Below are 26,850 nucleotides of genomic sequence, written 5' to 3'. Positions count from 1 at the left end.
AAAAGCCCTCAACATTGAGGGCTTTTTATTAGGCACTTATGTCCCGTCCTGAAATAAGTTTACACCTTAAGAGACTTATTTTATGGAACATGCACAAGAACAACGAGTTAAACGCACACAACGTGATTATAGCTTCGCCTTTAAAATGATGGTTGTACATGAAGTAGAAAAAGGGCAAATTACTTATAAACAAGCTCAGGCAAAATATGGTATTCAAGGAAGATCAACTGTGCTGGTATGGTTACGCAAGCACGGACAACAGGACTGGACTTCGAATATGCCGCCTTCTTCTAAACGCCAATTAACACCCCAACAACGAATCCGCCAATTAGAAAAGCAGTTAGCCGCAGAAAAGCTTAAAACTGAATTTATTCAGGATGTGATTTATCACATTGATAAAGAATGTGGGACTGATCTTGGAAAAAAGTATACCGAGCACGTTTCAAAGATTGGCAAAGCCAAAGAGGACTAAGCGTTTCACATTATTGTCAGTGGTTGGGAATCACCCGACAAGCTTATTATCAAGCAGAAAAACGTGCTCAAATGACTGCACAAGCAACTGAACAAATACTTGAGTTGGTTATGGAATATCGTTGTCTCATGCCAAGTATCGGAACACGTAAGTTGTATTGGCTTATTAAAGGCAAATTGTTGCAGCGTGGTTTAAAGTGTGGACGGGATCAGTTATTTAAAATATTGAAAGAGCATAATTTATTGATTCGCCCCAAGCGTCGCTATACAAAAACTACGGATAGCAAGCATTGGATGAAGAAGCATCCAAATTTATTAAAGGATTATTCAGCAGTGCAAGCCAACGAAGTCTTTGTCAGTGATATTACTTATGTTGAGAGTGCTGAAGGCGTACATTATTTATCATTGGTGACAGATGCTTATACCCGTCAGATTAAAGGTTATAAGTTATCGAATGATATGCGTGCGGAGAATGTTGTGCAGGCACTACACATGGCGATGCAGCATGTGATAGATCGGGCAGCCAGGATGATTCACCATTCAGACAGAGGCTCTCAGTATTGCTCTGAACTATATCAATCGGCATTACGCCATTATGGGGTATGTCCATCTATGACAGATGGAGGAGACTGTTACCAGAATGCATTAGCAGAGCGGATTAATGGAATATTAAAGCAGGAGTTTTTAACTACACGATGTCAAACCATGAAGGAGTTAGATCACTTAATTGCGGAATCTATCATGATTTATAATTGCTATAGACCACATTTAAGTTTAAATATGAACACCCCGAATCAGACGTATGAGCAAACTAAAACCGAGCTAATTGCTTAACTCGGTTTGAAGTGGAATACTGTCAATCTATTTCAGGACAAGACATTATTTCAAATCAATCTAACTAACTTACAGCGGCCTACTTTGTATCACATTGCACAGATCTATTTCGTTTGACTTTAAGTTACTTGGTTTCAAGCAAATTGACCTGATCAACTTGAACATCACTCATGATCTGACCATGATCGAGTAGGTGATTGAAATAGTCCTCGACGACTTTATATTGATCTGCTGTAGATTCAACTTTATACATATTTTGGCGGAACTCATTACTAGAACGTAAACCTTTGGTGTACCAAGCAATATGTTTACGCGAAATTCGACAACCTGAATATTCACCATAAAAACCATACAATTCAGACAAATGTCCGAGCAGTACGTCACGAACTTCCATAATACTTGGTGCAGCCATATGTTCACCTGTCGTCAGGTAATGTCCTATTTCACGGAATATCCATGGGCGACCTTGAGCTGCGCGACCAATCATGACTGCATCGGCACCAGTATAATCCAATACATATTTGGCTTTTTCAGGTGTATCAATATCACCATTGGCAATCACAGGAATATTGATCAACGATTTCACATCTTTAATTAAGCTATAACGCGCCGTATTCAGATACATATCTTCACGTGTACGACCATGAAGCGCCAATGCAGCAATCCCAGCTTCTTCGGCACGCTTCGCAACGCGCATAATGTTTTCATGACCATTGAGATAGCCCAAACGGGTTTTTAAGGTCACAGGCACATCAACTGCTTCGACCACAGCATCTAAAATACGAGCCACCAAGTCTTCATCTTTGAGCAGCGCAGAACCTGCCAACTTATTACAAACTTTCTTCGCCGGACATCCCATATTAATGTCGACAATTTGCGCACCATTTGCCACTTGATAGCGAGCGGCTTCAGCCAGTTCAGCTGGATCTGACCCTGCAATTTGAGCTGAGATAGGTGCTATCTCACCATCAAAATTGGCACGATAAAGACTCTTTTTACTCATGCGTAAGGTCTTATCTGCCGTCATCATTTCACTGACAGCATGACCTGCGCCAAAGTATTTGCAAAGTGTACGAAATGGGCGATCTGTAACCCCTGCCATAGGTGCCACCCACAGTTTTCTCTCGATGGGACGATCGAATAATTCTTGAATGACATTGTTTTTACTCAAAATCTTTTAACCTCGTTTAACTTCGTTTAGTCGCTTCGTATTGACTTTTAATGCTCTTTAGTTGCAACCTATTTGCACCACGAAATTTCAATGTTGCAAATTTATAGGTACAGTCACTAAGCGACAAACAAAAGACGGTACAACTCGGTATAGAGCTCAAGTCCGCGTACAACTTCAAGGCTCCCCAGAATTCAAGCAATCCAAAACATTTAGCTAAAAGTCTTTGGCTGATGAGTGGATTAAACGCGCAGAGGCAGAAATTGAATTGCACCCTGAAAAAATGTTGAACCCTGAGGTGCAACTTAAGCAAAAACACTCAGAGAATTCATATTTCAGTATTTGGATGAGGCGGACAGTTTTGCTAGGACAAAAACAGGAGCACTACAGCATATCGCTAGTTTAGATATTTCTGAAAAGAATATCTATTATTTAACGCGACAAGACTTTTCTGATTACGCCGCTTCTTATAAAAGTATTAATCTTTCTGAACACCAACATTATCTGCATCAAATTCTAATGACATTTTCTCATATAGCTTGCTTTCAGCTGCATCTAAGCGAGCTTTTGCGGCAGCTAATGGTTTCCGGTAATAAAGATAGCTTTTCATATCTTTATCACAGCTATCCAGTTTTTCCTCACAATCACTATCATTCCTTTTGGCTTCTCTAGACTCTCTGATTATTCTGTTGTAATTATTTTTGGCTTCGTACCATTTAAATTCAATTACATTATGAGCATTTGATGGTTCATCTTTAGCATAGCAGTTCACTGATGCTAGGAAGCAAATTGTTATTCCGTTAATAATTTTGGTTAGATAATGCACTTTTGATGCTCGTTAAATTGGATGTTATTGTAAATAGTAACGTAATCTAACCCACCTGCCATAGGTGCCACCCACAGTTTTCTCTCGATGGGACGATCGAACAATTCTTGAATGACAGGATGTTGACTCAATGTTTTAACCTCTAGCTATATTTAGCAAATGATGCCCGAACCGCATTCGAAATCTTCGAAGCCACATTCAACAATGCTAAATTCAAATCTATGTTCGCAAAATCTGTTGAGCGTAAAAACGTTTCAAGGCAATGATTATGCAATTGAATGATGACAATGAACATCAACATCGTTCAACGCTTAAATTGAGGAATTTGAAGCTTCGGAATTGGACGGCAAATTTGCAATGCGATAGTTTAGTAATTCCAAACAAAAATTTCTACGCTTTTGCTTAAGAGTCGTTAAAACTTACTCATCATCCATATAGCTTACGCACTATCAATTCAACATCAGACTTTCTGCGTATCTGCCTGCACAGGTGTTACTATAGAGGGTAATGCTAAAATCATTGAAAACTTAAACCCTATAAATTCACATCAGTGAGTTGAACTTTATGAAAAAATTGAAAATTTTCTCTTTTATATTTTTTGCTACTTTTCTGACTGCCTGCCAACAACCGAATGACGAGGTGGCTGCAGCTGAAAGCCAAAACGCTGATTTAACAACGGAACAAGCGACTCAACAATTTGAGCAGTCAGATGCGCAAATCAGTCAATACCTTGATGTTTTAGATGCTCCAAGTACATCGATCAAGGAAAAAACCCAAGTCTTATGTCATGACTACCCTCATGAATATAAAACTAACTACATGCCTGCCATGCTCAAACTCGCAGCCCAAGACTATACTCAAGATAAAATGTTGAATGATTTGAAGATTGCACAGGACTATTACAAAGAAAAACTCAAAATTGAATGCCCTGCTGAATAATCTCCCTTTCATCATGGCGTCATATTTCAGCGATAAATTGTTATTAAGCGAAAAGTGTGTAAGTTTCGCTGTAATAACAATGTAAAATACACTTCCCGATTTATTCGGGTTTTTCTTTTTAAAGCCTTTCAAATATTAAACGACATTTGAATGACACTTATTATTTTGTAATGGATTTCAAACTATTGATTTATTTTGATAAGTTTTTCGCAAATGTTCACAATCTAGACACATAACAACTCATTTTAATTACACTTTTATCATGATTAATACATTAAGTTGTTTTTTCCAAAAAAATAGACTGAAGATTGAATCATGAAAACTTTAAACAAAGTACTTTTCGCTACACTTATCTCTGCTGCTGCTGCAACTACATTTGCTGCTGAAGAACAAAAAGTTGAAGCTGCTGCATCTGAAGCTCAAACAACTGAAGTTGCTCAAGATGCAACTGAAGCGGCTCCTGCTTCTGAAGCTGTTGCAAAATAATTGAGCAAAAATTTAAAAGCCCACAGATTGTGGGTTTTTAAATTCACAGACATTTTAGATCTGTCGCAGCTTTCAATGAATTTGATTTCAATTATTTAAAATATAAACGTTGAATTTGACGTGCCCGCCGGTTTAAACCCAATACTTTTTTTCTTTGTAAAATGTCTTCTTCACTAAATCCCAAGTGCTGGATTAATTCAGACATAGCTAAATCTGCATGTTCGATCAACACGGCATCTTGTTCAGTTGACCAAATCACGTTTGATACCTTTAATTTGTGCTGGCGTTTTAAATTTCTCATTTGCACAGTATAAAATACTTTAGACACATCAACAAAAAGCCCACCCGATGTGAGCTTTTTGCACAGACTGAGTATTCATCATCTATTGGATTGAAATATAGATTTACTGAACGATGATGTTAAAGATTTTCATCCTTCGTGATCATCACTGAGGTTAAAATTGGAACGGCAAAACAAGGTAGTAAGAGTAAGATCCAATATTCCACCATCGGTTTAGCCACAACAAAGTTAATAATGATTGCCCCCAATACCATAACTAACGCAATCAAACCCAAGAAACGACTGAAAAATTTAGCTGGCATAATAATCCCCTTAAAAAATTTATGGATTTCAGCTAGTATATACCTGCATTTTTTATAATCTGTTGAAAATGATATTGGAATATTCATCTATTTAGCTCAAAAAGCATTCTTTTTCCAATCATCCTGACAGAACTGCTTGTTTTTACACGCGTAGATCTCCATAAATAGATTGACAGTCCCCTATGAGACATATACATATTTATTCATTACTTATGTATTTTGCATAGTATACTGCACCTGCTTTGTCGCCCCCATATGGCTGAGTTTATTGGAAAATATGAACAAAACTTTTTCGACCCCATTATGCTTTAAATCCCTTTCTGTACTGGCTTTATCCATTGGCTTGGCTGCCTGTGGTAATGGTTCATGGTGGAGCAAAGATGAACCCACTATGGAAGCGGAACAGATTAAAAAAGCCATTCCACCTCGCGTGAATGAACGTCTTTCATGGGCCAATGATATCTATGACATTAGTGATCAGCTCGGTATTCCGACCACGAAAGAAAATGTCTGTACGATTGTTGCTGTGGTCGATCAAGAGTCCAATTTTGTTGCTGACCCACATGTGCCGGGACTCGGTGAAAAAGCCGTTAAAGAAGTTCAAGATCGTCTTGAAGAAAAGTTTAAAGATAAATTGGGTGATGATATCGGTGGCACAGTCGCTGGCTATTTCCAAGATGTGTTAAAAAATCAGCCAAGTCCAGAAGATAACTATCTGAGCCAAATGCGCCGTGTTCAAACTGAACGTGAACTAGACGAGTTATATCGTGAAATTTTTGACTATATGTCTAAACATTATCACGTGAGTGCTTTGACGGGCGCAGCGAAACTGGTTGGACAAGATATTGGTGAAAAGCTCAACCCCATTACCACTTTGGGTTCCATGCAAGTTCATATAGGCTATGCCAAAGACCACAAACGCCAAGGTGGAAATATTGCTGCTCTACGTACTGACATGTATAGCCAATATGGCGGTTTGTATTACGGCATCCACCGTTTAATGATGTATCCAGCTGAATATGACAAACCGATTTATCGTTTTGCAGATTATAACTCGGGTCGTTATTCGAGTCGTAATGCGGCATTCCAAAGCATGTTGAATGACTTAACCCCTGCTGAGCTCGGCTTAGATGGTGACCTCTTACTTTATAATAAAGATGGTTCTCCACGTTCAGCAAAAAGCCAGTCTGAAACTGCGCTGATTGCCGTTTTTGCAGAAAACAATGTAATTGCAACTCCACGTCAAATTCGTTCAGATCTTAAAAAAGAAAAAGATCAGGACTTCGAAGATACTTTGACGTATAAAGCGGTCAAAAAGTTGTACCAAGAAAAGACTGGTAAAGAACCGTTTTATGCCATGATGCCTGAAGTCGTAATTTCTGGGCCGAAATTAAGCCGTGATTACAATACCAATTGGTTTGCCACACGAGTCGATGGACGTTATCAAACATGCATGCGCCGCATCAAAAACCTAAAACTCTAGCCTTATTCGATTTTGACGGAACCCTGTGTAATAAAGACAGTTTTACAGGGTTCATCTTCTATTCCCTGCCTAAACGGCATATCGTGCGCCAAGGGATTAAAATTCTCCCTTGGATTCAAGGCTATTATCTCAAGCTATATCCTGCCCATGCAATGCGTCCTCGCCTATATGCCGCAATGTTTAGCCAAGCCAATCATGAGCAGGTTTTAAATCAAGCAGCACAATATGCTGAACATTTGATGGCGGAACTCAATCCTTCGCTATATGAACAATTACAGCAACACCAAAAACGCGGTCATGAAGTCGTATTGGTTTCTGCATCCGTCGATTTATATCTTAAACCTGTGGCCGAAAAGCTCGGGGTCAAACTGATTTGTACCGAAACAGCAGCCAATGACCAAATACTGACTGGTTTGTATCAAACCTTAGACTGTAGTGGTGAGCAAAAGAAAATTCGCGTTTTGGAGCAATTTAACCTTCAAGACTATGAGCATGTTTATGCCTATGGAAATAGCGATGAAGACCTCGCCATGTTTGAATTGGCCACCCACCATTTCATGAATGGACAGGATAAGTGCCTACCAGAACTCGACTAAAGTCGAGTAATTTAGTTTGGTTTATTAATCAAAGTTAACAATCACAAACTTAAATTTAAGTCGCTCTAATATATGGGTAAATTTTGAAAATTCTGCTTTTATTTTGACTTTATAGTGTGCTATTTTTCTCATTAATTAGAAATAATGCGGTCAAATATTAAAAGCGGGAAAAGAATATGAATCAATTCAATCCACCGAAATATGTCAAAGGCCTCCATATTAAATTTGGCGAAAATCCATTTGTACTCCTTGCTCAATTTGCCTTCTCAGCCACTCGCCAGATGTGGACGAAAGAAGAAATTGAATTGGTCATTCGTATGGCTAAAAAAGGAAATTATATGAATTTGATTAAGATCCTCAAATTACATATCAAAAAGTAAAATAGATATTTCCCCAAAGTTAATATAAAAAAGCCATGCAATTGCATGGCTTTTTTTCCCGTAAATTTAGTGTAGCGTTTATTACTTTTTAAATGGAAATGCATATTTCACAATACGTTTTAGTACACTGCCGTACTGTTTCACTAAGCTTGCGTTGTTATAGTTCAAACCATATTTTTCACATACGGCCTGTACTTTTGGCGCCATTTTACGATAACGACGCGCAGGAACATCAGGGTATAAATGGTGTTCGATCTGATGGCTTAAATGCCCTGTCAAAATGTGAAATGCTTCTGAACCGGTAAGATTTGAAGAACCACGAATTTGACGCATGTACCAATGTCCACGACTTTCATTTTCAAGTACTTTTTTCGGGAAAACTTCAACATCTTTGGTGAAGTGACCACAGAAAATAATACTAAACGTCCAGATATTACGAAGACCATTTGCCACTAGGTTCCCTGTGAGCACAGGTAATGCTGCCGGCCCTGCAATAAGCGGGAAGAACACATAGTCTTTAAATAATTGCTTGCCGATTTTGGCTTGCATTGGCTTCCATTCTTCTTTGGTCTGCTGCTTTGTTTTGCGACCTTTAAAGTATTTACCCAATTCAAGGTTTTGAATGGCAACACCCCATTGGAACAATAAGCAAAATGGAATGCTATAAATCGGTTGTAATAGATAGCCCGGCTTCCAACGCTGTTCTGGGAACAAACGAACGAGACCATAACCAATATCATCATCCATACCTTTAATGTTGGTATAGGTATGATGTTTAAAATTGTGAGTTTGGCGCCAGTTATCTGCTGTCCCTACGATATCCCATTCGTAGGTCTGACCATTGAATTTAGGATCATTCATCCAGTCATATTGACCGTGCATGACATTATGACCCAATTCCATGTTTTCCATGATTTTGGCAAAACCTAAAAGACCTGTGCCCAAAATCCACGCTGGTGGGAACCAACCTGCAAACAATAAAGCACGACCCGCCATAGATGAATAACGAACTGTCGAATACACACGGCGAATGTATTTCGCGTCTTTTTCACCTAAGTCATCTAAAACTTCTTGCTTAATCGCATCAAGCTCACGCGCAAGTTCGTCTAATTGCGATTGGGTTAACTCACGGTTTTTGGGATTTTTAAAATATTCAATTTTTACAGGCATGTTCATATTTTTCTACCTTATAAATCAATAACAAGATCTGACTGTGCTGAGTTCACACAAATTTTGAGTAAATTACCCGGCTCTGTATTTTGGCTACCATTGACCATATTTTTAGTCGAACCTTCCACTTTATTGCAGGCACATTTATTACAAATGCCCATACGGCAACCGTGATTTAGTTTGATATTTTGCTGCTCAAGACTGGCTAAAATTGATTGGCCTTTTGGAATACTGACGGTTTTATTGGATTGTGTAAGTGTGACATTCACAAAGCCAATCTCATCCGTTGCAATTGGGCTCATGCTAAATGCTTCACTCATAAAGCATTGTGCATGATCAAATAACGCTTCGGCCTGAGTGACGAAACCCGATGGACCACATGCAAACACAGTACTGTGCTCAATGTCGTCAATTTGAGCAGCGTGAGCGGCATTTAATCGTGGATCAGCAACTTCTTCTTGGGTAAAGAAAATTTGAAATTTAAAGTTTGGATATTGATTTGCCAAAGCTTCGAAGCGTAATTTGAATGCGGCATCATCGTGATACTTAACCCAATACATTAACTGAATTGGTTGCTCCGCAATTTTCTTGGTTTTGCTCATCGTTTTCAACAAACTTAACATTGGCGTAATACCACTACCCGCAGCCAATAGTAGCAACGGCGCAGAATTTGACACCAAAGTCATATCACCAAAAGGCTGACCAAATTCTAAGATATCGCCCACTTGCGCTTGTTCTACGAGCCAAGTACTCACAATACCCGTATTCACTTTTTTTACACTAAGCAATACGTGTTGATCATCTAACTGAGTCAAACTATAAGTACGTTCGTAACGGATACCATTTACGCGAGCAAAAACAGGATGATGCTGACCAGCTTCGCCAATTTTAAATAAACGGTTCACCTGTATGGTTAGGCTGACCATCTCATTTGCTGCATTTTCTTTTTGTACAATTTTGCCGAGTGCCTGATTACCAGACCATAACGGATTAAATTTCTGCAACCAGAAATTTACCGCATTGACGTCTACAACACTGTCTTTGATTGCGTTTAAAGGCTTTTTCGCTTTTTCGAGTACATGCATAATCAAATACAACTCATGGGAGGTTTTTAATTATTATACACATGTATATATATTTGTATATACGCTTGTGCATTTAATCGACATTTTCACAAAAGCTATTAGCAGACGCTATAATATGTTAATGTTTTTAATCTATTAAAAAATATGACTCAGTCTGCACAGACGAATATGGTTAACATGTACCAGGAAGAATTACATTCTGAAGCTGAAACTCCACTTGCAGTTCGCACTGTAGGCCGTAAAGCAACGATTACCAAGGAAGAACTGTTTCAGGCAGCGCTTAATTTAATTGGTCCACAAAAAAGTATTTCATCACTGAGTTTGCGTGAAGTTGCACGTGAAGCTGGCATTGCTCCAAATAGTTTTTATCGTCACTTCAAAGATATTGATGAATTAGCCATTGAGTTGATTGATCGAGCTGGCGGTGTGTTACGTCAAATTTTGCATGAAGCACGCCTTCAGGCATCACGCCAAAGCAGTATTATTCGTAGTTCAGTTGAAGTATTTATTCAGCAGCTAGATGCCGATGAAGGCAACTTAAGCCTGTTGCTTCGTGAAGGCTATACTGGTTCGCATTCCTATAAAAATGCAGTTGAGCGTCAACTTAACTATTTCCAACAAGAATTAAGAGAAGATTTAATCGTCCTAGAACGTTTAAATCAGAGTAAGTTGGCTCATCCTGACATCGTGGCACGTGGTATTACCCAATTGGTGTTTAACATGGGTGCAAAAGTCATTGATCTACCGACAGAACAACGCAAAGAAGTTGCCGAACAAACCATGATTATGATTCGTATGATCCTGGAAGGCGCTCGCCATTTAGATGAAGCACAGATTCGCTAAAAATTAGCGGTCAAAAAAAGGAGACGTTCAGGTCTCCTTTTTTATGAGCAAAATTTATTTTTCTAATGCTGTAAGTACTGCATGACGTGTAGCGCTGTCTGTTTCGGCTGCTCAAGTGGAAACATGTGCCCACCATCAACCACACTATAATCTATACCATAGGTTTTCTTCATTCCGTCAGGCAAACCTTGTTTATAAAAATGGCTGTTATCTGCCGTGATCAGGTGTACAGGCATTTGAGGGGCTTTTCGTGGAGTACGCCACCACCATGCAGGCACTGTACGGAAGATTTGCGCTTCCACGGCTTTTGGAATGCTGAGGGTCACGCCACCGCGTTTTTCATCAGCGCGAACACCTTGTGCAAAATAATCCTCAAAACATTGCGGATCAAAACTTTTAAATAAACGATTATTCCGTAGTGCCGTATAGGCTTCATCCAAATTTGGCCAATGGTCATTACGCTTCAATGTAATTGCCGCCGGGGTAAGTTTATCGACAGCTTTGAGCTTTAATTTTTGCATACCTTCAAAAATGGCAGACTTAGGACCGATTACGAAAGGTGGATCCATAATAATCAGTTGTGAAAACAAATCTGGACGTTTATAAGCCGCCATCAGGGTGACTAAAGAGCCAAAAGAATGCCCAAGCCCAATCACTTTTTGTTTTGGAAATTGGTGCTCGATATCTGCTATGACTTGATCGACCAAATATCGCCAATCTTTGGTGATCGGATAGCGCTCATCCATACCAATAAGCGGAATCACCTTCACATCAAATTGCGGTGCAAAGTAGGATAAAAACTTTCGATAACTTGCAGCAGGAATACCATTGGCATGGGTAAAATGGATCGCGCTTTTCATCTAAAACTCATCCAATCAACTGATGATGCCACATCATAAAGAGATCAATACGATTTAAACAGGACTCAATGAGTTTATCTAGATGACCTCAAAGTCAGTTTGCAGATTATTTTTGTGAACCGACCATTGATTGATTCGGTAAAAATGTTGCGCCACAAGTGGTTTTATCTCCAGCAACCACAACACCTCGCCCCTTTACCGTTGTACTTTGATCTGCCGCGATCGCAGCCACAGTCGAATTACATTTCGGGCAATAATGTTTCATGCCGTTTAAATGCACCGCAATACCATTAATCACAAATGAAGGTTCACATTCTGAAACCACACCACCGTGTGACGTTTTACTACCTAAAGTAATTAAGGATTTCATATTTTTATTTTCTTCTAACGAACCGCTGAAATTTGAAGCATTTTAACGGAACTGCCCTCAACTCGCCAGCATCGACGTATAAATTTAACCAAGCCAAAACTTTACTTAACTAAATCATCAAAACACGACATTAAGACAGTTCGTGATCAATCATTTAAGTATGATGCTATCGCTATATGTCCGAATACATTTAATAATTTCACTTTCATAATTCAATCGACACCAACAACGACAGTTTATGTCGCGATGCCGATTCTTTTACTAATCAAAGCATGTATATTGGGTCTAGCAATGAGCATGAAGCATAGCGCCCTATTTTACAATTTCAGTATTTAACTGAGCTTCGAATCAGAACAAGGTGTGTTTCTACACCATGATTAACTTTAGATCGTTCATAGATTGAACACATTATTCAAAACCATTTTTAGAAAATTTTAGATTCGATAAATAGCACCATTTCATTTTATAGCGCCGATAAATAAAGCATAACCATTCTATTTTCAGGAGGTTTTATGATTTTAATAAATGACTTTGATTTAACTCAACCGCAAAAAGTCATCGTGTTAGACCATACACTGGATGAAACAACCCTATTAACAGAAATACTGGCCTTGTGTAAGACCGCAGACCCAGAGCTGATCGTGGCGGCAAGCAAAGAAGCTGATTTAGTCTTACGTTTATTACCTGAAATACATGATTATTGCGGTGCCATTGCCTTAAAACAGCCGCTATGTAATGACATCAATTTTGATTTACTTACTGCTCATTATGCAACACGCAGCCAAGCAGAACGAAGTACGATCCAAATTCAGTTAGCAAAAAATCATCCGGACTATACAAAGCTCGATGGCATATTTTATATGTTGGATGAACATGAAGATTTTGATCAAGCTGTAGAATTGCTGAAGAATAGTTACTTTTTTTATGCCGATGTCGACAATTTAGATTAAAAATAAACAATACAAAACCTAGACTTAGCTTAAATCTGTCGTGATTGATTTTGTAGTTATAAATATAGCTATAAAAAAAGCACCCGAAGGTGCTTTTTTGAGAATTTAAAATTATGGCTTAACCACTACCATAATTTGAATCGCTTCTGGTGTAACCGCCAGACCATCAAGCAGCGTTAAACCTTCTTTTTGCAGTTTTTGTAAACGTGCAATTTCGTCTTCACGAATACTTGGGTTGAACTGCTTCAAATAAGTTAAACGGTCAATTTCATATTGCCATTTGCTACCGTAGATTTCTTTGGCTTGTTGTTTAAAGCCCGGTAATGCACCACGAGCAATTTCAAGCGCTTGCGTATAACGCTGTTCAATGACATCACGACGCGCCTTAACCACTTGGCGGCAACTGTTGCCATCAAGATGATGTAAATAAGGACGTAAAATTTCAGGTGCAATTTTTTGCGATAAATCCTGACCTTTTTCGCTCAGTAATACACGAACCAACTGTTGTGGCAAACTTGACGGCAAATTCAATGCTTTCGGTGCAACGACATCGACTTTAAACCACACTTCCATTAACACAGAACCTTGCGGTAAAGCGGCCGATTTCAATACAGCAACGTTGGTACTACCAAAGCCTTGCGTATTAATCATTTCCATCACACTTTCAGTGAATGGATGCTCAAGTGTTAAATATTGAGCATCTTCACGGATCTGTGCTTGGTCACGATAGAACGTCGCCGTCATACCTTCTTCGTCCAAAGTCAGACCTTGAACTTGCATTTGATCCGTTGGCTTGATGATCACGGTACCATTACTTTGCTCATCAAAATCAATGTTTGTAGACGCCATAAAGCGTTTCATAAACATTGGCAAAGTCGTGTTGTCATCATAATCTTCAAGTGCAGTCACAATTTCTTGTGCCACGATTGGACGGCAAGAGTTGTATTCAAGTAAACGGTCACGACCTTCTTGAAGTTCAGCTTCAAGCGCTTCACGTTGTACACTCACCGCTTCGAGCAGATCTTCAAACTCTTGGCCTTTATCTGCCAACAAACAATCTTTCAGATTGACGATGAAGTTTTCTTGTAAGGTTTGCGCAGTCGGCGAGATATTACAGAAAATATTTAATGCTTCGTTATACCAACGGAACATACGCTCTTGAGCAGTACCAACCAGATAAGGCACATGAATTTGAATACGATTTTCTTGACCAATACGGTCTAAACGACCAATACGTTGTTCAAGTACATCTGGGTTTGCAGGCAAGTCAAACAAAACTAAGTCCGATGCAAACTGGAAGTTACGACCTTCAGAACCAATTTCTGAACATAGTAAAATTTGCGCACCGTATGACTCTTCAGCAAAGTAAGCTGCTGCTTGGTCACGCTCTAATAAGCTCATGCCTTCATGGAACATCGCTGTACGAATACCCGCATGCAAACGAAGTACATTTTCTAAAGACTCAACCACTGGACCACTACGTGCAATCAATAACACTTTTTTGTGTTTCAGATCTGTACGCAGACGTTCCATCAACCACATCACACGTGGGTCGGTTTCCATCCACGAGCCATCAAGCTGCGCTTCTTCAGGCCACATTTGTTCACGTAGTTTGCCATCTTTAGACCAGTTTTCTGGTGCAGGTAATGGTGCAGGCTGACAGTCACGACCTGGGAAGCCTTGAATCGCTTCACGGGTATTACGGAATAAAATACGACCAGTACCATGACGGTCTAATAATTCGTGAATGGCACGGAAGCGTTGTTCTGGCTCGTCAGTAATTCGATGACCTAATAGGCTTTCAATCGCTGCCAAATGCCCTTCTTCGAGTGGGAGATCAGACATAAGCACTTCAGCAATTTTAGCTGTTTGGTGATACTGCTCTTCTTCATCCAAGAAACGATCAAGCGAACTAAAACGTTGTGGATCAAGTAGACGTAAACGAGCAAAGTGACTTTCCACACCTAATTGTTCAGGTGTTGCGGTTAATAACAAGACACCCGGAGTTTTTTCAGCAAGTTCTTCAACAAGGTCATAACGGTCATTGCCGCCTTCTTCTTCTGACCACATTAAATGATGGGCTTCATCGACCACGAGCAAATCAAAACCAGCTTCAAGCGCTTGTTCACGCAAGTCATCATGGTCGATCATCAAATCGACACTCGCAATGATGCATTGTTCAGTTAAGAATGGGTTGAGGTCTGGATCGTGTTCTTTAATCGAAGCTGTACGCGTCAAGTCAAATAATGAGAACTCAAGATTGAAACGACGACGCATTTCAATCATCCATTGATATTGCAATGAATCAGGTACTAAGACCAAGATACGTTCTGAACGACCCGTTTTGAGTTGCTGATGAATGATCAGACCGGCTTCGATGGTTTTACCCAGACCAACTTCGTCAGCAAGTAATACACGTGGAGCAAAACGTTTACCCACTTCATGCGCAATATACAGTTGGTGTGGAATGAGACCCACACGTGAACCTACCAAGCCACGTAGAGGGCTAGACTTCATATTGGCTTGAAGAAGCAGTGCTTCGATACGCAGGTCATACCATTCTTTATAGTCCACTTGGCTTGCAAGCAAACGATCTAATGGTTTTGCTAACTGAATACTTGCACCAATACGTGTTTCATTCAGTGCTTTACGCTCTTCTGTGCCATCGGCAAGTTTACGTACCGCGTTATAACGAACCACACCACCACGGTCTTCAAGAGATTCAACAGTCCAAATTTGACCTTCTTGGTCTTGGACTTCGTCATTTACATTGAAAACAATACGAGATAAAGGTGCATTGTGACGGGCATAGACACGAGTTTCATCACTTTTCGGGAATAAAATGCTGACCGATCGCTCATCAACATCAATAAGAACACCTAAACCCAGTTCCGTTTCTGTATCTGATAACCAACGTTGACCAATAGCAAACTGCTGCAATTTTTCCACCTTTTTCTCAAGTTCGGTCTGAAAATATTATGCTCAAACTGTGAACGTTATTTGAGCAAAAATCTAGACCATAAAGCAATATATTTTGACATAAAGCCCACTAAATAGTGAGCAGAATTCTTAGGGATTTAAATGATTTTCCTAAAATGGTACGGGACAGTGAAATTCCACTGTTTGCTCAGTTTCAGGATGGTTAAAACTCAAGCGCTCAGCATGTAAACATAAGCGCGGCATCAGCTGCTGTTGCTCAGGTGTTGCATACAAAGTATCACCTACAATAGGATGACCTAAATATTGCATATGAACACGAAGCTGATGTGATCGACCGGTAATAGGCGTTAACACTACACGTGTTACGGCTTGCCCCTGAATCTCAAAATGTTCAGTGGCTTTCCAATGCGTAAGCGCAGGCTTATTGTGTGCAGGATCGGCAATATGCAGTGGCGGATGTTCTGGGTCATATATGACCGGTACATCGACAGTACCTTCACCTTCGAGCGTACCCGCAACCAATGCCTGATATGTTTTTGAAGTTTGACGTTCTTGGAACTGGCGTGAAATTCGATTTTGCCCTTGACGGGTTAATGCAAAAACCAAAATACCTGAGGTATCACGATCCAAACGATGGATGAGCAAGGTATTCGGTTCAATTTTTAATAATCGATTGATAACACAGTCTTGTAAATCTGCTGTTTTTCCCGGAACTGTGAGTAAACCTGCTGGTTTATGGATCACCATAAAGTCAGTGTCACGATGTATCAGGTGTTCGGTTAGAAAATTACTCAAAGTTCAATCCAGTTCTGATCTCGAAAAACAAGGCGGCAATAATAAAAAGCTTAGCCAACAATTACAATGCACAAAGGCATATTTCCCGACGTATTTTCCGATTTAGAACAAAAATAATTCCAATTGGCTTTGTTTAGTCTGTACTGAGCAATTTTTCTAGCAATGCTTTTAGACTTGCATCATCTAAAAAGTCTTCATAACGGATGTTAGCACCATTGGCACGCCACAACCCAATTAAGCTGACCATGGCAACGGAATCTAGTCCATAACTGCGTAAATCCAATAAGGGATCTATTTCCAATGCCTCCATATCTAGCTGTTCTGCGATAGCCAATAATATGCCTTTGGCTGACAAGACGAATTCAGTTGGTGCTGACAGATTCCAAAGCCGCATCAAATTATAACTACTCATGTGATGAATCCCTTGGCCTGACATGGAGTCCACCCACTGAATATGCTGCTCCTGATTATTCATCGCAATCGCATCATCAACGATACAGATTTGCTCTGTTACGCTATATAGATGCGGCAAGATCTGTTTCAGCATAGGCGTGATTTGCCCTGCAAAGATGAGCTGCGGGTGTGTTGTTGCATATTCACCGAGCTGCGGCATGCCTTGAAGTAAATCATCACCATATAAATCGACAATAGGAATCTCTAAGGCTTTGGCTTTATTGGTCAGCTGGATAATATTTTCCATCAGCTGCGTATCCTGTATACCCTGCTGCATGCGTAGATTTTGCAGTCCTGCTAATACCAATACTGACTGTGTTGAAGACAGCTGCCATTTTGCTTGAGATGGTGAAAATTGGATTTTTTTAGGCATGGGATAAAGCATGGGAGGCTCTAAAAAATATTTAACGATTCTATGGATAGGCTTTGTTGCATAAATATGTAAGCATCTGATTTAAATAAATTTAATTTTGGATCAAAAAATAATCAAAACCTTTAAAATCATATAGTTATGAAATCTTTGTGCAACAAAGCCGATAAATTGCTAAAATTCAATTTAGTTAAACTAAAACAATCATCCTGCTTGCATCAAAAACTTCTCAATCGCCTGCTGTGCAATTTCTGCATCCTGAAATGACTTTACCCCAGACACGCCCATTGCACCCACCAATTGCCCTTCGTACATAATCGGCTCACCGCCTTCCAGCATGCCTGAAAAGGTATCCATGGTCAGAAAACCCATCTGACCACTTTTGATGATGTCTTCAAATAACTTTGAAGGACGACGGCTAATGGCTGAACATTTGGCTTTTTCTAAGCATAGATTTGCTGTCATTGGCGATGCACCATCCATTCGTTTCATCGCCAATAAATTGCCTGTATCATCCATTACCGCAATGCTGACATTAAAACCATTTTCTACTGCATAAGTATGTGCTGTGTTTAGTAAAAATTCTGCATCTGCTAAAGTTAAATAATGCTTGGTTTTCATTTAAAAATCCTTTTCTTAAAAAACTGAACTTATAACAACAAAAAAGCCCACAGCAGGCTGCGGGCTTTATTCTAAAGCAGAATTTACCGATTTAAATGAAAATTACTTCATTTCAGCAAAAACTTCTTTCGCCATTTCAATGGTAAATGCAATATCTTCATCGCTATGCGCGCTTGAGAAGAAACCTGCTTCAAATGCTGAAGGTGCTAAGTTTACACCGCGCTGTAACATACCGTGGAAGAAAGTACGGAAAGCATCTACATCACATTTCAGAATTGAATCAAAACCGGTGATTTCAGTTTGATCAGTGAAATAAATACCGAACATGCCGCCCACTTGCTGCGTAAAGAACGGAATGCCCGCTTCGTCTGCAGCTGCCTGTAAACCAGCAAGCAAACCTGCCAATTTTTCAGTCAAAGTTTCATAGAAGCCCGGCTGACGCAAATGTTTAAACATCTCAATACCGGCACGCATAGCCAATGGGTTACCAGACAATGTACCTGCTTGATAGACCTTGCCCAGTGGTGCAATGCATTCCATCACTTCGCGTTTACCCCCAAATGCGCCAACTGGCAGGCCAGCACCAATAATTTTACCCAACGTGGTTAAATCAGGTGTTACGCCATAATGTGCTTGCGCACCGCCAAGACCGACACGGAAACCTGTCATTACTTCATCAATGATAAAGACCGAACCATGCTCATCACACACATCGCGAATTGCTTGCAAGAAACCCTCTATAGGTTTCACCAAGTTCATGTTGCCTGCAACTGGCTCGACAATTACACCTGCAATTTCTGAACCGAATTTTGCAAAGCATTCTTTAAGCATCGCAATATCGTTATACGGCAGTGTTAAGGTATGTTTAGCGAAATCAGCTGGAACACCTGCAGAAGTCGCTTCACCCTCACCTTTAGTAAGTAGGCCAGAACCCGCTTTCACTAAAAGCGAATCTGAATGGCCATGGTAGCAGCCTTCGAATTTTACAATCTTGTCACGGCCGGTGTAGCCACGAGCAAGACGGATGGCGGTCATAGTCGCTTCAGTCCCTGAGTTGGTCATACGAACCAATTCAATAGACGGCATAATTTCGCAAATAATATCCGCCAAAGTCGTTTCATGAACGGTTGGCGCACCAAAACTTAAACCATCAACAGCCGCTTCTTGAACCGCTTTAATAATGTCGGGCTGCGCATGACCTAAAATCATTGGGCCCCAAGAGCCGACATAGTCGACATAGCGTTTTCCGTCTACGTCATAGAGATATGCGCCTTGCGCTTTTTCGATAAATACCGGTGTACCGCCTACACCATTAAATGCGCGTACAGGAGAGTTTACGCCGCCAGGAATATGCTTGCTGGCTTGTTTAAATAATTGTTCTTGCTTAGCAGATAAGCTCATAAAAATTCTCTACTTATTCAATCTAAAAAATAAAATTAAGCTTGTTCAGCAAAAAGCTCAGACCATTCATAAACACGACTGCTGACAGCAGACATTGAACGACCTAATACATCACTAATCACAGCACAAAGATCAGCACCCGCTTCAATCACTTCAGCAGAATTTTCTACAGTTAAACCACCAATTGCACAAATAGGTACATTTAGTTTCGCTTTGGCTTGTTTTAGCGTTTCTAAGCCAATATTGCCTGCTTCAGGCTTAGTTTCAGTCGCAAAAATGGCGCCAAAAGCCACATAGTTTGCACCGTCTGCAATCGCCTGCTCAGCCAGTTCTAAAGAATTATTACAGCTTCGACCGATCAAAACATTTTTAGGTAAACGTGCTACAGCTTCAGCAATTGAACCGTCATCTTGCCCTAAATGTACACCCACACCATATTGAACTGCAGTTTCTAAATCGTCATTAATAACAAAAGGCACTTTGTATTGATTACACATATTTTTCATGTATTCAATTTCATAAGCCTGATCTTCCTTTGCCACTTTTTTACGGCGATATTGCAAAACAGCAACTTCATAAGTTGCCATCGCGCCTTCGAGTTTGGCTAAAAGCAATTCGATAGGATCATCATTGGTAATGAGGTATAAACCACGCATAGTTCAATCACAACTTAAAACTTTTGAATATTATAACGATTAGGTCTATGAAATGTTGCTTGGGGCATAAAATTTTAATGCTTTGCCGCTGAGAAAGTTATATTCCTTTTCACAGGACTGCTTATATAAATGTTTAATTGAATTTTCTGTAGAAAATGGCAAAAAATACCTATTTTCAGGTATAGAACAAAACTGATACAAATTATTTAATACTGCAACAGAAGAACACAAAACGCAGCGCATAAAAACACAACACTTTATAAAAATAATAATGAGTAACCTATTAGACTTTTTGGTGCTTGGTAAGAAACGTTTTGGGGAGCGTTCAGAGCATCAAAAAGTCTAGCCTATTTTTTTTGTGAACATTTTTGTGGTTAAATCTTTCAAACAATAGACCTTTTCTAAGGCCATAAAAAAAGCCTAGAGAAGGTCACTCTAGGCTTGGAAAACTGGGGTTTATCGTCTATTTATCTTTCAGATAAACAGTGAATAAACAATATGAACATTATTAGACTAATCACTCTAAACTTACAAGTCATTTACTCAAAAAACTACACCAAAATCAATATAAATTAAACGTTTGATTAATAAATAATTAACTATCAATCTTATCTAAATTACGGTCTTTTAAGCTTAAGTTCCCCTTCACAATATCAGACAGCATGCGCCAATCGGAAATAAAGCTGTATAAAGGCTGCTTGAAACTTGCCGGCTTATTTTTTTCAAAGAAAAAATGTCCGACCCATGCACAGGCATAGCCTGAAACCAGACCATAAGCAAAATACTTTGGTTGTTTTTTTAAAATTGCTTTCGTGAAGAAATAGAGTCCTATACTGCTGCCTGTGGCATGTAAACGTCGGCTCATGATATTTCGATGTTCAGTCAAATAAAATCGATAAAATTGCGAGTAGTCACGAATAGGCAACTGAAATTCGGGCTTTAAATCTCGATTAAACTCGGGTTGTACTTGTGAATTCATGTTGTGCTCATCCTGAACTTATTTTAATCAACATAGCTTAAAATTCGTCCGCATTAAAGGCGTAAAATTTTATTTTGATCCCATGAAAGTCGAACCATTGTGAATTATACAATTGATGGAATATCCATCTTTTAAAACTTTTCTTCGTCCAAAAGCAGAGTTTTCAAATCCGTCAAGTCTTACTTCTCAACTGTTTTTCGCTACAATCGATACGCGTTTAACTCATAGAAAATTTACGCACATTTTAGTTTTTCATTTTTATAAAAATTTAAAGATCGCTTCATGCCAGATCATGAAGTTGTGACATCAGGACAGAAAACCATGGTTGAAGTTGAATTAAAGTTCCAGATTCCAGAAGCACGTCGAACTGCATTATTAAAAGCACTCGATCCAAAAAAATCGGAACAAATTCAACTTAAAGCTAAATATTTTGATACCCCAGATCGACAAATGGCCCAGCAGCATGCAGCCTTGCGTCAACGTTTAGAAGGAACGCGCTGGATTCAAACCTTGAAAGCTGCTGGTAAAAGTCACATTGAACGGTTTGAACATAATTTAGATTTGGGTGAACTTGAACAAGCCCCTGCCCTAGATTTATCTGTTTATAGCAATGAAGCTGAAGTTCAGTCGGTTTTAAAAACCACTTTAGGTGATCAGCAAGATTCGCTACAACTTCAGTTTGAAACTGAGATTCTGAGAACTTATCGCGTCATAGAGTTTGAAGATGCCAAGATCGAAGTTAGCTTAGATATCGGCTGTATCCGTAGCAACAATACAGAAACAGAGGTTCACGAAGTTGAATTTGAACTTAAAAGTGGCTCTATTCAATCACTCCTTGCCTTTAGTTTTGAATGGGTTAAAAAGTACCATTTGTGGTTAGATGTTCGTAGTAAAGCTGAAATTGGAAATTTGCTGGCATTGAATCAAACTGTGAGTCCAGCAGTTGAGGCTAAAGAATTTCAACTCAGTAAAAAAGACACTGCCGCAAAAAACTTACGACTTTTAATTGCACAGGAAATGCAGCACCTTCTGCCTAATATTGCCGCAATTTCTGCAGGTGTTGCTCAGGCCGAGCACATTACACAAGCTCAAAAAGCACTCCATCATTTACAATTAACCATTTCGCTGTTTAAAGATTGGAACAGCGATATCGTTGAAAAATGGGCTGTGCAATTGGGCGCATTTAAACAGCAGTTTGAACAATTACACCATTTTGAGCACATGCAAAATACCTTGGGTGGCTTTTTACAAAACCCAACGACCTCAGAAAATTTAACCAAAGATATTTTGTATGCCAAAGAGAAGTTAGGCAATTTGGTTAAATCGACTCAAAATGTGCATCATTATCTTGAGCTTTTAATGTTTAGTTTGAAAGTCGATGAAGCACCGCAACAACATGATTTTAAATGGTATGCTCAAACTACCCTTCAAAACCAATATAAAGCCCTGCAAGAGGCTTTAAATGATGCCGACATTAACAATTTTGAAAGCTTAGATGTGCTTTCTCAGCGCATACAAGAGCTTAAATTTAGCTTCCCAATTTTGACGTCTATTTATGATGTAAAAAATTTGCAGAAATACAGTAAAGCACTCAATGATGCACAAGTTGCGGCACAGGAATACCAAGTCCTTTCCTCTTCTGCACAGTATATTCAGCAAACAGAGCTGGAAGCTAGCGATTGGTTTGTTCTCGGTTGGTTGACTGCAAAGCAAGAGGTTTATGCAGATAAACTTTTAGAAGCGACAGAACAATTCCTTGTCAGCCGAAAACTTATTAAATAAAACCTAAGGGAGATTGAATGAGTCTCCCTTTTTATTTGCGTCCCACATTATTATATAGATATTCATTTATTGGACATTCAGATTCGAATTCGGCTATTTTCAATTCATCAATTCCTTAGTTTGACTCAGTTACATTGAAATATTTTGAGAAGCTATTATTTTTGTTTTCTGGATAAAAACTTTTAAAATAAGCTATCTGAAAAATTAGATTCAGGGTGGTTTTATGTTGAATAGTCACATACCTGTAATTTATCCCCTATTTTCATTTTCACTTATATTTATCCTTTTCCCATTACTAAGTGCTTGTAGTGAACAACATAAGCCTGTGCAAAGCACCGAATTAAGGCGCACGGCATCCTTACAAGTCGAAAAGCCGCTTTCTCCAACTCAAAACTTTGATCAGACACGACGAACCTTTAAAGTCCTGCGCAATAATAATGAGGACTATGGTGATGAGTCTTACCAAATCAAAACCGATGCTGGCACACTGAGTATTTACAGTATGAACTTGAATCCGCAACAAGGTCAGTTACTATCTAGCGTCAAGTCCGGAGAATGTCTAACTCTATCGAGTCAAAGCGATAATTTAATTGCGGTTGACGGTTATATCAGTGTGATGGAATTGGGCGACATTAAAATTCATCCCTGCAAATAAACTTCAATATAGTATTTGCATATCAATCATTCAAAAAAACTAAGAAAATTGCCTTAAGGCTACACTGCTATTGGGGGTTTAATTCATAATCCATACTGATTTAACCTTGTGCTAATAACCCCCATGATTTCATGGCATTACTCACCATGCGTTGTAATTGTGTCAAGGCCATACCATCACGTGCTTGTATCGTCATCCCTTGCAATAAGGTCATATAAAAATCAGTCAATTGCTCTGCATGAGCCAAACTTTCAATTTCGGCATTTGCCATAGTGGCTATTTTCACATTAGGGCGTGGATTACATAATCCAAAGCATCCTTGTGCAGCGAACTAAATTCACGTTCTAAGTAATATCGTCAACATATTTAATTAACTGATGTTACGCACGTAAAAGTAATTACGCATTTTTAAAATGATTTTTAAGTCTATTCGACGGAGTCTTACATCTAGGGTTTAAATAAAGGGATTAGCCTTCGGCTGGAGGTACTCTTACGAAACGTTGTTTCTCATTCGGCAAAAGTACCCAAAACCATTGTCATCCGCAAAACTCGTTCACTAGCGTCTACTTATTCAAAGTATCGCAAAAACATCTTTAAATAGATGTAGTTCTGTCTCAAACACTTGCGGATGACGTTGCCGCGTATCGCTCTTTTATTTGAATCAAATGGCGCTTCTGATGTTACTGCGTAACATCAGTAATTAACGATATTTATTAATTAACGATATTTCCCAAAGATTTTCCACGTATTGTTATCTGCTAAAGGGTCACTATAGCTATCACTACGGGCTTTACGTGGTTTGTCACGGGCATCCACCAATTTAAAGTCGTTTTCGACACTGAGTACAATGCCATTCACATAAAAACGGGTACGGGTATAATCACTTTGCCCATGTTGAAATACATAGGTTCTGAGGTCAATAAATTCACGGTGTGCGACTAAAGCTGCCGTGTCATCGCTGTCCAGCCATAGTCGCATCGCTTGAATTTGATCAGCTTCAAACTGCCCACATTTTTCAACTAAGCTGGCAATACCCCGAAAGGTTTTAGATTCTTTCGCCCGTGTTTTGTTGATTCGAATACGATCCACATGAAAATAAAAAAGCGGCAGATTCAAATGACTCGGCAAATGGACTGCATCGAGGACTTCATCTTCCATAAAGGGCTGAAATAAGTCCTGAGCACGTTCAATTAAGCCAGTCCACTGCGCATAATATTCGGCTACTTCAGACGCTGTACCATAATAAATGGGCAGCCCTTCTACATTGGCTAAGGTTGAGGGCGGCCAAACATTTTGTCGAAGTAATGCAATATCACTTTTCAGACTTTGCACTGCGATTGCATCTTGCATGAAGCATTCCATTTTACTTAGGCTATTTTTTAGATTAAGTCAAAGGTTTAGTTTCTGCAAGGCTTTGCCTATAATACTGCATTAGATTTTTATGCTAGGACACATTCATGGTTCAAAAGATTGAAGCTACTGATGTAACCGAAGAAGAAGCGTTGAATGCAGCTTTCTTTGAACGTGCGGATGAATTTATTAAACAAGCCAATGAATTTTGTCGTGTTGAAAAAGGTTCTCAAGTTAAACCTGCAGAAATGCGCGGCCAAGTGAGTGCTGCCATGTTATTTGGTACTGCTCGCTTTAATACTTGGGTTGCTGCCAATGGCTTCAAAGATGGCAAAGAAATGCGTGATGCCAAAGATCAAGTGATGTCTTATATTCTTCAACAATTTCAAATGATGCTTGAAGATAATTATGATGAATATTGCGAACAGTTTGAAAACTATCTTCGCTTCCGTCATAACGAAGAATTCCATGCAAATAAGCATGATGACCACCACGATCATCAGCATTAATCAAAAGCCCTTCGGGGCTTTTTTTATACAACTTCTCTTTCACAAAGCTTTGATTTAATATTCAGTCATAACGTTGTATTTTCATCATTCAAACTATTTTCAGTACCTTGCGTATTCGGAAATACAATGAAATACGCAAGAAATGGACATGGTTTTAAGGACAAGGATAGCAATGCAGACGCTCGATTTTGCCATCGTGGATTCACATATACATCAATGGGATCCATACAATACCCCACATGCCGCTTCACTTGCCGTGAAATTATTGGGTAAACATCCCTACTTGCTCGACAAAATGATGCGCTTAGTTAAGCCGCAAGAGTTAATTGACACAGTTGGTTTAACCAAACATGTGACGACACCGTATTTGCCTGAAAATTATAAGCAAGATGCAGGACATTATCTGGTCGATCAAATCGTACATGTAGAAGCGAGCTGGCATGACCATAAAGGCAAAGGGGTGGTTGGTGAAACAAAGTTTATTGAATCTTTAGACTTTAATGCTCAAAAGATTAAACTTGGCGCCATAGTCGGCACTGCAGACCCATGTGACAGTAGTTTTAAGAAAATTCTTAAAATGCATAAACAAGCTTCCCCACATTTTCGTGGCATACGAAAAATGGCAGCTGTACATGAAGACCCAAAAGTTCATGCATGGACCAATGAGCCCCATCTCTATACCAATAAAAAATTTATGAAAGGTTTTGAAGCTCTTGCTCAAATGAATTTAAGTTTTGATGCATGGGTTTATTCAGACCAAATTCGTGATTTAACCGCTTTAGCACGTGCTTTCCCTGAAACATCTATCGTTCTGGATCATTTTGGGACACCTGTCGGTGCCTTTGGACCTGTGGGCTCACATACAGGCTTAACCCAAACTTCACGTGACAATATCTTGTTTCGTTGGAAAGATGATTTAGCTGAACTGGCAAGTTGCCCAAATGTTTATACCAAAATGTCTGGATTATTCATGCCGGTGCTGGGTCATCAGTTTCATAAAGAACAACGCCTTGCATCCAAACAAGAGATTTTCGATTGCGCCTTTCCGCTTATTTCTCATGCTCTACAATGCTTTGGGAAATACCGTGTGATGTTTGGCTCTAACTTCCCGATGGATAGTGTGAGTGCATCCTTGGTGAATATTATTGACGCCTTTTCAGATGCGGTCGCGAGTTATGATCATGATGCACTGACTTTAGTCTTCCAACGAAATGCCCGTCAGTTCTACCGCCTATAAGTTCGTTAAGATAATCTTACAATCAAGTCATACAATGC

General features: G+C 39.4%; 29 protein-coding genes and 1 pseudogene. 13 read left to right on the top strand and 17 right to left on the bottom strand.

Features of this window, described 5'->3' with window-relative positions:
* Positions 1 to 82: 82 nt before the first annotated feature.
* Positions 83 to 1,305, top strand: a protein-coding gene (locus FTT72_RS04965; RefSeq protein ID WP_180177955.1) for an IS3 family transposase whose coding sequence is annotated in 2 segments (ribosomal slippage) — positions 83 to 419 and positions 419 to 1,305 — 1,224 coding nt in all. Because the reading frame shifts where the segments join, the coding sequence is not laid out codon by codon here.
* Between the two features lie 124 nt (positions 1,306 to 1,429).
* On the opposite strand, the gene dusB is transcribed toward FTT72_RS04965, so the two are convergent.
* Entirely contained in the window at positions 1,430 to 2,476 is a 1,047-nt protein-coding gene (gene dusB, locus FTT72_RS04960; RefSeq protein ID WP_180111066.1) for a tRNA dihydrouridine synthase DusB, read from the bottom strand.
* A gap of 103 nt (positions 2,477 to 2,579) precedes the next feature.
* Here dusB and FTT72_RS16255 point away from each other — a divergent pair.
* Positions 2,580 to 2,935 (top strand): annotated as a pseudogene (locus FTT72_RS16255) (site-specific integrase); the annotation flags it as partial.
* Positions 2,936 to 2,951: 16 nt separating this feature from the next.
* Here FTT72_RS16255 and FTT72_RS04955 read toward each other — a convergent pair.
* The gene (locus FTT72_RS04955) at positions 2,952 to 3,299 is read right to left on the bottom strand and encodes a hypothetical protein (RefSeq protein ID WP_168377460.1); all 348 of its coding nucleotides are present in this window, start codon (positions 3,297 to 3,299) and stop codon (positions 2,952 to 2,954) included.
* Between the two features lie 564 nt (positions 3,300 to 3,863).
* On the opposite strand from FTT72_RS04955, the gene FTT72_RS04950 reads away from it, so the two are divergent.
* Both FTT72_RS04950 and FTT72_RS04945 read left to right on the top strand, forming a co-directional pair.
* Positions 3,864 to 4,238: a hypothetical protein gene (locus FTT72_RS04950; RefSeq protein WP_180134792.1), complete on the top strand. Its 375-nt coding sequence runs from the start codon at positions 3,864 to 3,866 to the stop codon at positions 4,236 to 4,238.
* A 315-nt stretch (positions 4,239 to 4,553) separates the two neighbouring features.
* Positions 4,554 to 4,724, top strand: coding sequence for a hypothetical protein (locus FTT72_RS04945; RefSeq protein WP_171262568.1), 171 nt, complete (start codon positions 4,554 to 4,556; stop codon positions 4,722 to 4,724).
* 91 nt (positions 4,725 to 4,815) lie between these two features.
* Here the strand turns inward: FTT72_RS04945 and FTT72_RS04940 are convergent, their stop codons facing one another.
* Positions 4,816 to 4,983, bottom strand: coding sequence for an acyl-CoA thioesterase (locus FTT72_RS04940; protein ID WP_373683444.1), 168 nt, complete (start codon positions 4,981 to 4,983; stop codon positions 4,816 to 4,818).
* 161 nt (positions 4,984 to 5,144) lie between these two features.
* Positions 5,145 to 5,327 (bottom strand): hypothetical protein, encoded by a 183-nt coding sequence (locus FTT72_RS04935; protein WP_168377709.1) that lies wholly within the window; start codon positions 5,325 to 5,327, stop codon positions 5,145 to 5,147.
* 277 nt (positions 5,328 to 5,604) lie between these two features.
* Between FTT72_RS04935 and FTT72_RS04930 the strand changes: the two genes are divergently transcribed.
* The 3 genes from FTT72_RS04930 (at position 5,605) to FTT72_RS04920 (ending at position 7,786) form a co-directional block, all read left to right on the top strand.
* The gene (locus tag FTT72_RS04930) at positions 5,605 to 6,810 is read left to right on the top strand and encodes a DUF1615 family protein (RefSeq protein WP_180107390.1); all 1,206 of its coding nucleotides are present in this window, start codon (positions 5,605 to 5,607) and stop codon (positions 6,808 to 6,810) included.
* Positions 6,777 to 7,406, top strand: a complete 630-nt coding sequence (locus FTT72_RS04925) for an HAD-IB family hydrolase (RefSeq protein ID WP_180048883.1) — start codon at positions 6,777 to 6,779, stop codon at positions 7,404 to 7,406. Before FTT72_RS04930 ends, FTT72_RS04925 begins: the two co-directional genes overlap by 34 nt.
* A 176-nt stretch (positions 7,407 to 7,582) precedes the next feature.
* Complete coding sequence (locus tag FTT72_RS04920) at positions 7,583 to 7,786, top strand: hypothetical protein (protein WP_078188800.1); 204 nt, start codon at positions 7,583 to 7,585, stop codon at positions 7,784 to 7,786.
* Positions 7,787 to 7,867: 81 nt separating this feature from the next.
* Here FTT72_RS04920 and FTT72_RS04915 read toward each other — a convergent pair whose 3' ends face one another.
* Positions 7,868 to 8,962 (bottom strand): acyl-CoA desaturase, encoded by a 1,095-nt coding sequence (locus FTT72_RS04915; RefSeq protein WP_168377711.1) that lies wholly within the window; start codon positions 8,960 to 8,962, stop codon positions 7,868 to 7,870.
* Between the two features lie 11 nt (positions 8,963 to 8,973).
* Positions 8,974 to 10,041 carry a ferredoxin reductase gene (locus FTT72_RS04910; protein WP_180022037.1) on the bottom strand — a complete coding sequence of 356 codons (1,068 nt, stop codon included), beginning with the start codon at positions 10,039 to 10,041 and terminating at the stop codon, positions 8,974 to 8,976.
* Positions 10,042 to 10,209: 168 nt separating this feature from the next.
* Between FTT72_RS04910 and fabR the strand changes: the two genes are divergently transcribed.
* A complete protein-coding gene (gene fabR, locus FTT72_RS04905; RefSeq protein ID WP_372491111.1) occupies positions 10,210 to 10,884 on the top strand; it encodes an HTH-type transcriptional repressor FabR in 675 nt (224 codons plus the stop codon).
* 62 nt (positions 10,885 to 10,946) lie between these two features.
* Here the strand turns inward: fabR and FTT72_RS04900 are convergent, their stop codons facing one another.
* A complete protein-coding gene (locus tag FTT72_RS04900; RefSeq protein WP_180054492.1) occupies positions 10,947 to 11,744 on the bottom strand; it encodes an alpha/beta fold hydrolase in 798 nt (265 codons plus the stop codon).
* A 106-nt stretch (positions 11,745 to 11,850) separates the two neighbouring features.
* Positions 11,851 to 12,114 carry a PAAR domain-containing protein gene (locus FTT72_RS04895; RefSeq protein ID WP_078193592.1) on the bottom strand — a complete coding sequence of 88 codons (264 nt, stop codon included), beginning with the start codon at positions 12,112 to 12,114 and terminating at the stop codon, positions 11,851 to 11,853.
* A 512-nt stretch (positions 12,115 to 12,626) separates the two neighbouring features.
* On the opposite strand from FTT72_RS04895, the gene FTT72_RS04890 reads away from it, so the two are divergent.
* Complete coding sequence (locus FTT72_RS04890) at positions 12,627 to 13,064, top strand: hypothetical protein (protein ID WP_180054494.1); 438 nt, start codon at positions 12,627 to 12,629, stop codon at positions 13,062 to 13,064.
* A 111-nt stretch (positions 13,065 to 13,175) separates the two neighbouring features.
* On the opposite strand, the gene rapA is transcribed toward FTT72_RS04890, so the two are convergent.
* From rapA to FTT72_RS04855, 7 genes are all read right to left on the bottom strand, one after another.
* On the bottom strand, positions 13,176 to 16,013 hold the full coding sequence (gene rapA, locus FTT72_RS04885) for an RNA polymerase-associated protein RapA (protein ID WP_180003802.1): 2,838 nt from the start codon (positions 16,011 to 16,013) through the stop codon (positions 13,176 to 13,178).
* Positions 16,014 to 16,154: 141 nt separating this feature from the next.
* Positions 16,155 to 16,799, bottom strand: coding sequence for an RluA family pseudouridine synthase (locus FTT72_RS04880; protein WP_180003800.1), 645 nt, complete (start codon positions 16,797 to 16,799; stop codon positions 16,155 to 16,157).
* Positions 16,800 to 16,932: 133 nt separating this feature from the next.
* The gene (locus FTT72_RS04875; RefSeq protein ID WP_180003798.1) at positions 16,933 to 17,637 is read right to left on the bottom strand and encodes a phosphopantetheine-binding protein; all 705 of its coding nucleotides are present in this window, start codon (positions 17,635 to 17,637) and stop codon (positions 16,933 to 16,935) included.
* A 189-nt stretch (positions 17,638 to 17,826) separates the two neighbouring features.
* On the bottom strand, positions 17,827 to 18,243 hold the full coding sequence (locus FTT72_RS04870) for a heme-binding protein (RefSeq protein ID WP_180003797.1): 417 nt from the start codon (positions 18,241 to 18,243) through the stop codon (positions 17,827 to 17,829).
* A 102-nt stretch (positions 18,244 to 18,345) separates the two neighbouring features.
* Positions 18,346 to 19,644 (bottom strand): glutamate-1-semialdehyde 2,1-aminomutase, encoded by a 1,299-nt coding sequence (gene hemL, locus FTT72_RS04865; protein ID WP_180116630.1) that lies wholly within the window; start codon positions 19,642 to 19,644, stop codon positions 18,346 to 18,348.
* Between the two features lie 35 nt (positions 19,645 to 19,679).
* On the bottom strand, positions 19,680 to 20,300 hold the full coding sequence (gene thiE / locus FTT72_RS04860) for a thiamine phosphate synthase (protein WP_078188828.1): 621 nt from the start codon (positions 20,298 to 20,300) through the stop codon (positions 19,680 to 19,682).
* Positions 20,301 to 20,895: 595 nt separating this feature from the next.
* The gene (locus FTT72_RS04855) at positions 20,896 to 21,279 is read right to left on the bottom strand and encodes a DUF962 domain-containing protein (protein ID WP_180002975.1); all 384 of its coding nucleotides are present in this window, start codon (positions 21,277 to 21,279) and stop codon (positions 20,896 to 20,898) included.
* 321 nt (positions 21,280 to 21,600) lie between these two features.
* Between FTT72_RS04855 and FTT72_RS04850 the strand changes: the two genes are divergently transcribed.
* Positions 21,601 to 23,061, top strand: a complete 1,461-nt coding sequence (locus FTT72_RS04850) for an inorganic triphosphatase (RefSeq protein ID WP_180003176.1) — start codon at positions 21,601 to 21,603, stop codon at positions 23,059 to 23,061.
* Positions 23,062 to 23,284: 223 nt separating this feature from the next.
* Complete coding sequence (locus tag FTT72_RS04845; RefSeq protein ID WP_180177954.1) at positions 23,285 to 23,716, top strand: hypothetical protein; 432 nt, start codon at positions 23,285 to 23,287, stop codon at positions 23,714 to 23,716.
* A 100-nt stretch (positions 23,717 to 23,816) separates the two neighbouring features.
* Here FTT72_RS04845 and FTT72_RS04840 read toward each other — a convergent pair whose 3' ends face one another.
* Positions 23,817 to 23,987 carry a hypothetical protein gene (locus FTT72_RS04840; protein WP_180002979.1) on the bottom strand — a complete coding sequence of 57 codons (171 nt, stop codon included), beginning with the start codon at positions 23,985 to 23,987 and terminating at the stop codon, positions 23,817 to 23,819.
* Between the two features lie 446 nt (positions 23,988 to 24,433).
* Complete coding sequence (locus tag FTT72_RS04835) at positions 24,434 to 25,066, bottom strand: hypothetical protein (protein WP_180177953.1); 633 nt, start codon at positions 25,064 to 25,066, stop codon at positions 24,434 to 24,436.
* A 107-nt stretch (positions 25,067 to 25,173) separates the two neighbouring features.
* Between FTT72_RS04835 and FTT72_RS04830 the strand changes: the two genes are divergently transcribed.
* Both FTT72_RS04830 and FTT72_RS04825 read left to right on the top strand, forming a co-directional pair.
* Positions 25,174 to 25,575, top strand: coding sequence for a DUF3144 domain-containing protein (locus tag FTT72_RS04830; RefSeq protein WP_180007294.1), 402 nt, complete (start codon positions 25,174 to 25,176; stop codon positions 25,573 to 25,575).
* 172 nt (positions 25,576 to 25,747) lie between these two features.
* Positions 25,748 to 26,812, top strand: a complete 1,065-nt coding sequence (locus tag FTT72_RS04825) for an amidohydrolase (protein ID WP_180177952.1) — start codon at positions 25,748 to 25,750, stop codon at positions 26,810 to 26,812.
* Positions 26,813 to 26,850 lie beyond the last annotated feature (38 nt).

The sequence above is a fragment of the Acinetobacter sp. YH01005 genome (genome assembly GCF_013420465.1).
GTDB lineage: Bacteria > Pseudomonadota > Gammaproteobacteria > Pseudomonadales > Moraxellaceae > Acinetobacter > Acinetobacter amyesii.
The sequence above is the reverse complement of the archived record's forward strand: the minus strand, read 5'-3'. Positions and strand labels throughout refer to the sequence as shown.

Excerpts from the sequence above, each read along its gene's own strand:
- FTT72_RS04915 (WP_168377711.1), bottom strand. The coding sequence starts at position 8,962 with ATGAACATGCCTGTAAAAATTGAATATTTTAAAAATCCCAAAAACCGT.
- FTT72_RS04945 (WP_171262568.1), top strand. The coding sequence starts at position 4,554 with ATGAAAACTTTAAACAAAGTACTTTTCGCTACACTTATCTCTGCTGCT.
- FTT72_RS04875 (WP_180003798.1), bottom strand. The coding sequence starts at position 17,637 with ATGCTTTATCCCATGCCTAAAAAAATCCAATTTTCACCATCTCAAGCA.
- FTT72_RS04855 (WP_180002975.1), bottom strand. The coding sequence starts at position 21,279 with ATGAATTCACAAGTACAACCCGAGTTTAATCGAGATTTAAAGCCCGAA.
- FTT72_RS04895 (WP_078193592.1), bottom strand. The coding sequence starts at position 12,114 with ATGAAATCCTTAATTACTTTAGGTAGTAAAACGTCACACGGTGGTGTG.
- fabR (WP_372491111.1), top strand. The coding sequence starts at position 10,210 with ATGGTTAACATGTACCAGGAAGAATTACATTCTGAAGCTGAAACTCCA.
- FTT72_RS04840 (WP_180002979.1), bottom strand. The coding sequence starts at position 23,987 with ATGGCAAATGCCGAAATTGAAAGTTTGGCTCATGCAGAGCAATTGACT.
- FTT72_RS04920 (WP_078188800.1), top strand. The coding sequence starts at position 7,583 with ATGAATCAATTCAATCCACCGAAATATGTCAAAGGCCTCCATATTAAA.
- thiE (WP_078188828.1), bottom strand. The coding sequence starts at position 20,300 with ATGCGTGGTTTATACCTCATTACCAATGATGATCCTATCGAATTGCTT.
- FTT72_RS04935 (WP_168377709.1), bottom strand. The coding sequence starts at position 5,327 with ATGCCAGCTAAATTTTTCAGTCGTTTCTTGGGTTTGATTGCGTTAGTT.
- FTT72_RS04925 (WP_180048883.1), top strand. The coding sequence starts at position 6,777 with ATGCATGCGCCGCATCAAAAACCTAAAACTCTAGCCTTATTCGATTTT.
- FTT72_RS04825 (WP_180177952.1), top strand. The coding sequence starts at position 25,748 with ATGCAGACGCTCGATTTTGCCATCGTGGATTCACATATACATCAATGG.
- FTT72_RS04870 (WP_180003797.1), bottom strand. The coding sequence starts at position 18,243 with ATGAAAACCAAGCATTATTTAACTTTAGCAGATGCAGAATTTTTACTA.
- FTT72_RS04845 (WP_180177954.1), top strand. The coding sequence starts at position 23,285 with ATGTTGAATAGTCACATACCTGTAATTTATCCCCTATTTTCATTTTCA.
- FTT72_RS04830 (WP_180007294.1), top strand. The coding sequence starts at position 25,174 with ATGGTTCAAAAGATTGAAGCTACTGATGTAACCGAAGAAGAAGCGTTG.
- FTT72_RS04900 (WP_180054492.1), bottom strand. The coding sequence starts at position 11,744 with ATGAAAAGCGCGATCCATTTTACCCATGCCAATGGTATTCCTGCTGCA.
- FTT72_RS04835 (WP_180177953.1), bottom strand. The coding sequence starts at position 25,066 with ATGCAAGATGCAATCGCAGTGCAAAGTCTGAAAAGTGATATTGCATTA.
- FTT72_RS04950 (WP_180134792.1), top strand. The coding sequence starts at position 3,864 with ATGAAAAAATTGAAAATTTTCTCTTTTATATTTTTTGCTACTTTTCTG.
- FTT72_RS04910 (WP_180022037.1), bottom strand. The coding sequence starts at position 10,041 with ATGCATGTACTCGAAAAAGCGAAAAAGCCTTTAAACGCAATCAAAGAC.
- FTT72_RS04850 (WP_180003176.1), top strand. The coding sequence starts at position 21,601 with ATGGTTGAAGTTGAATTAAAGTTCCAGATTCCAGAAGCACGTCGAACT.
- FTT72_RS04890 (WP_180054494.1), top strand. The coding sequence starts at position 12,627 with ATGATTTTAATAAATGACTTTGATTTAACTCAACCGCAAAAAGTCATC.
- FTT72_RS04930 (WP_180107390.1), top strand. The coding sequence starts at position 5,605 with ATGAACAAAACTTTTTCGACCCCATTATGCTTTAAATCCCTTTCTGTA.
- hemL (WP_180116630.1), bottom strand. The coding sequence starts at position 19,644 with ATGAGCTTATCTGCTAAGCAAGAACAATTATTTAAACAAGCCAGCAAG.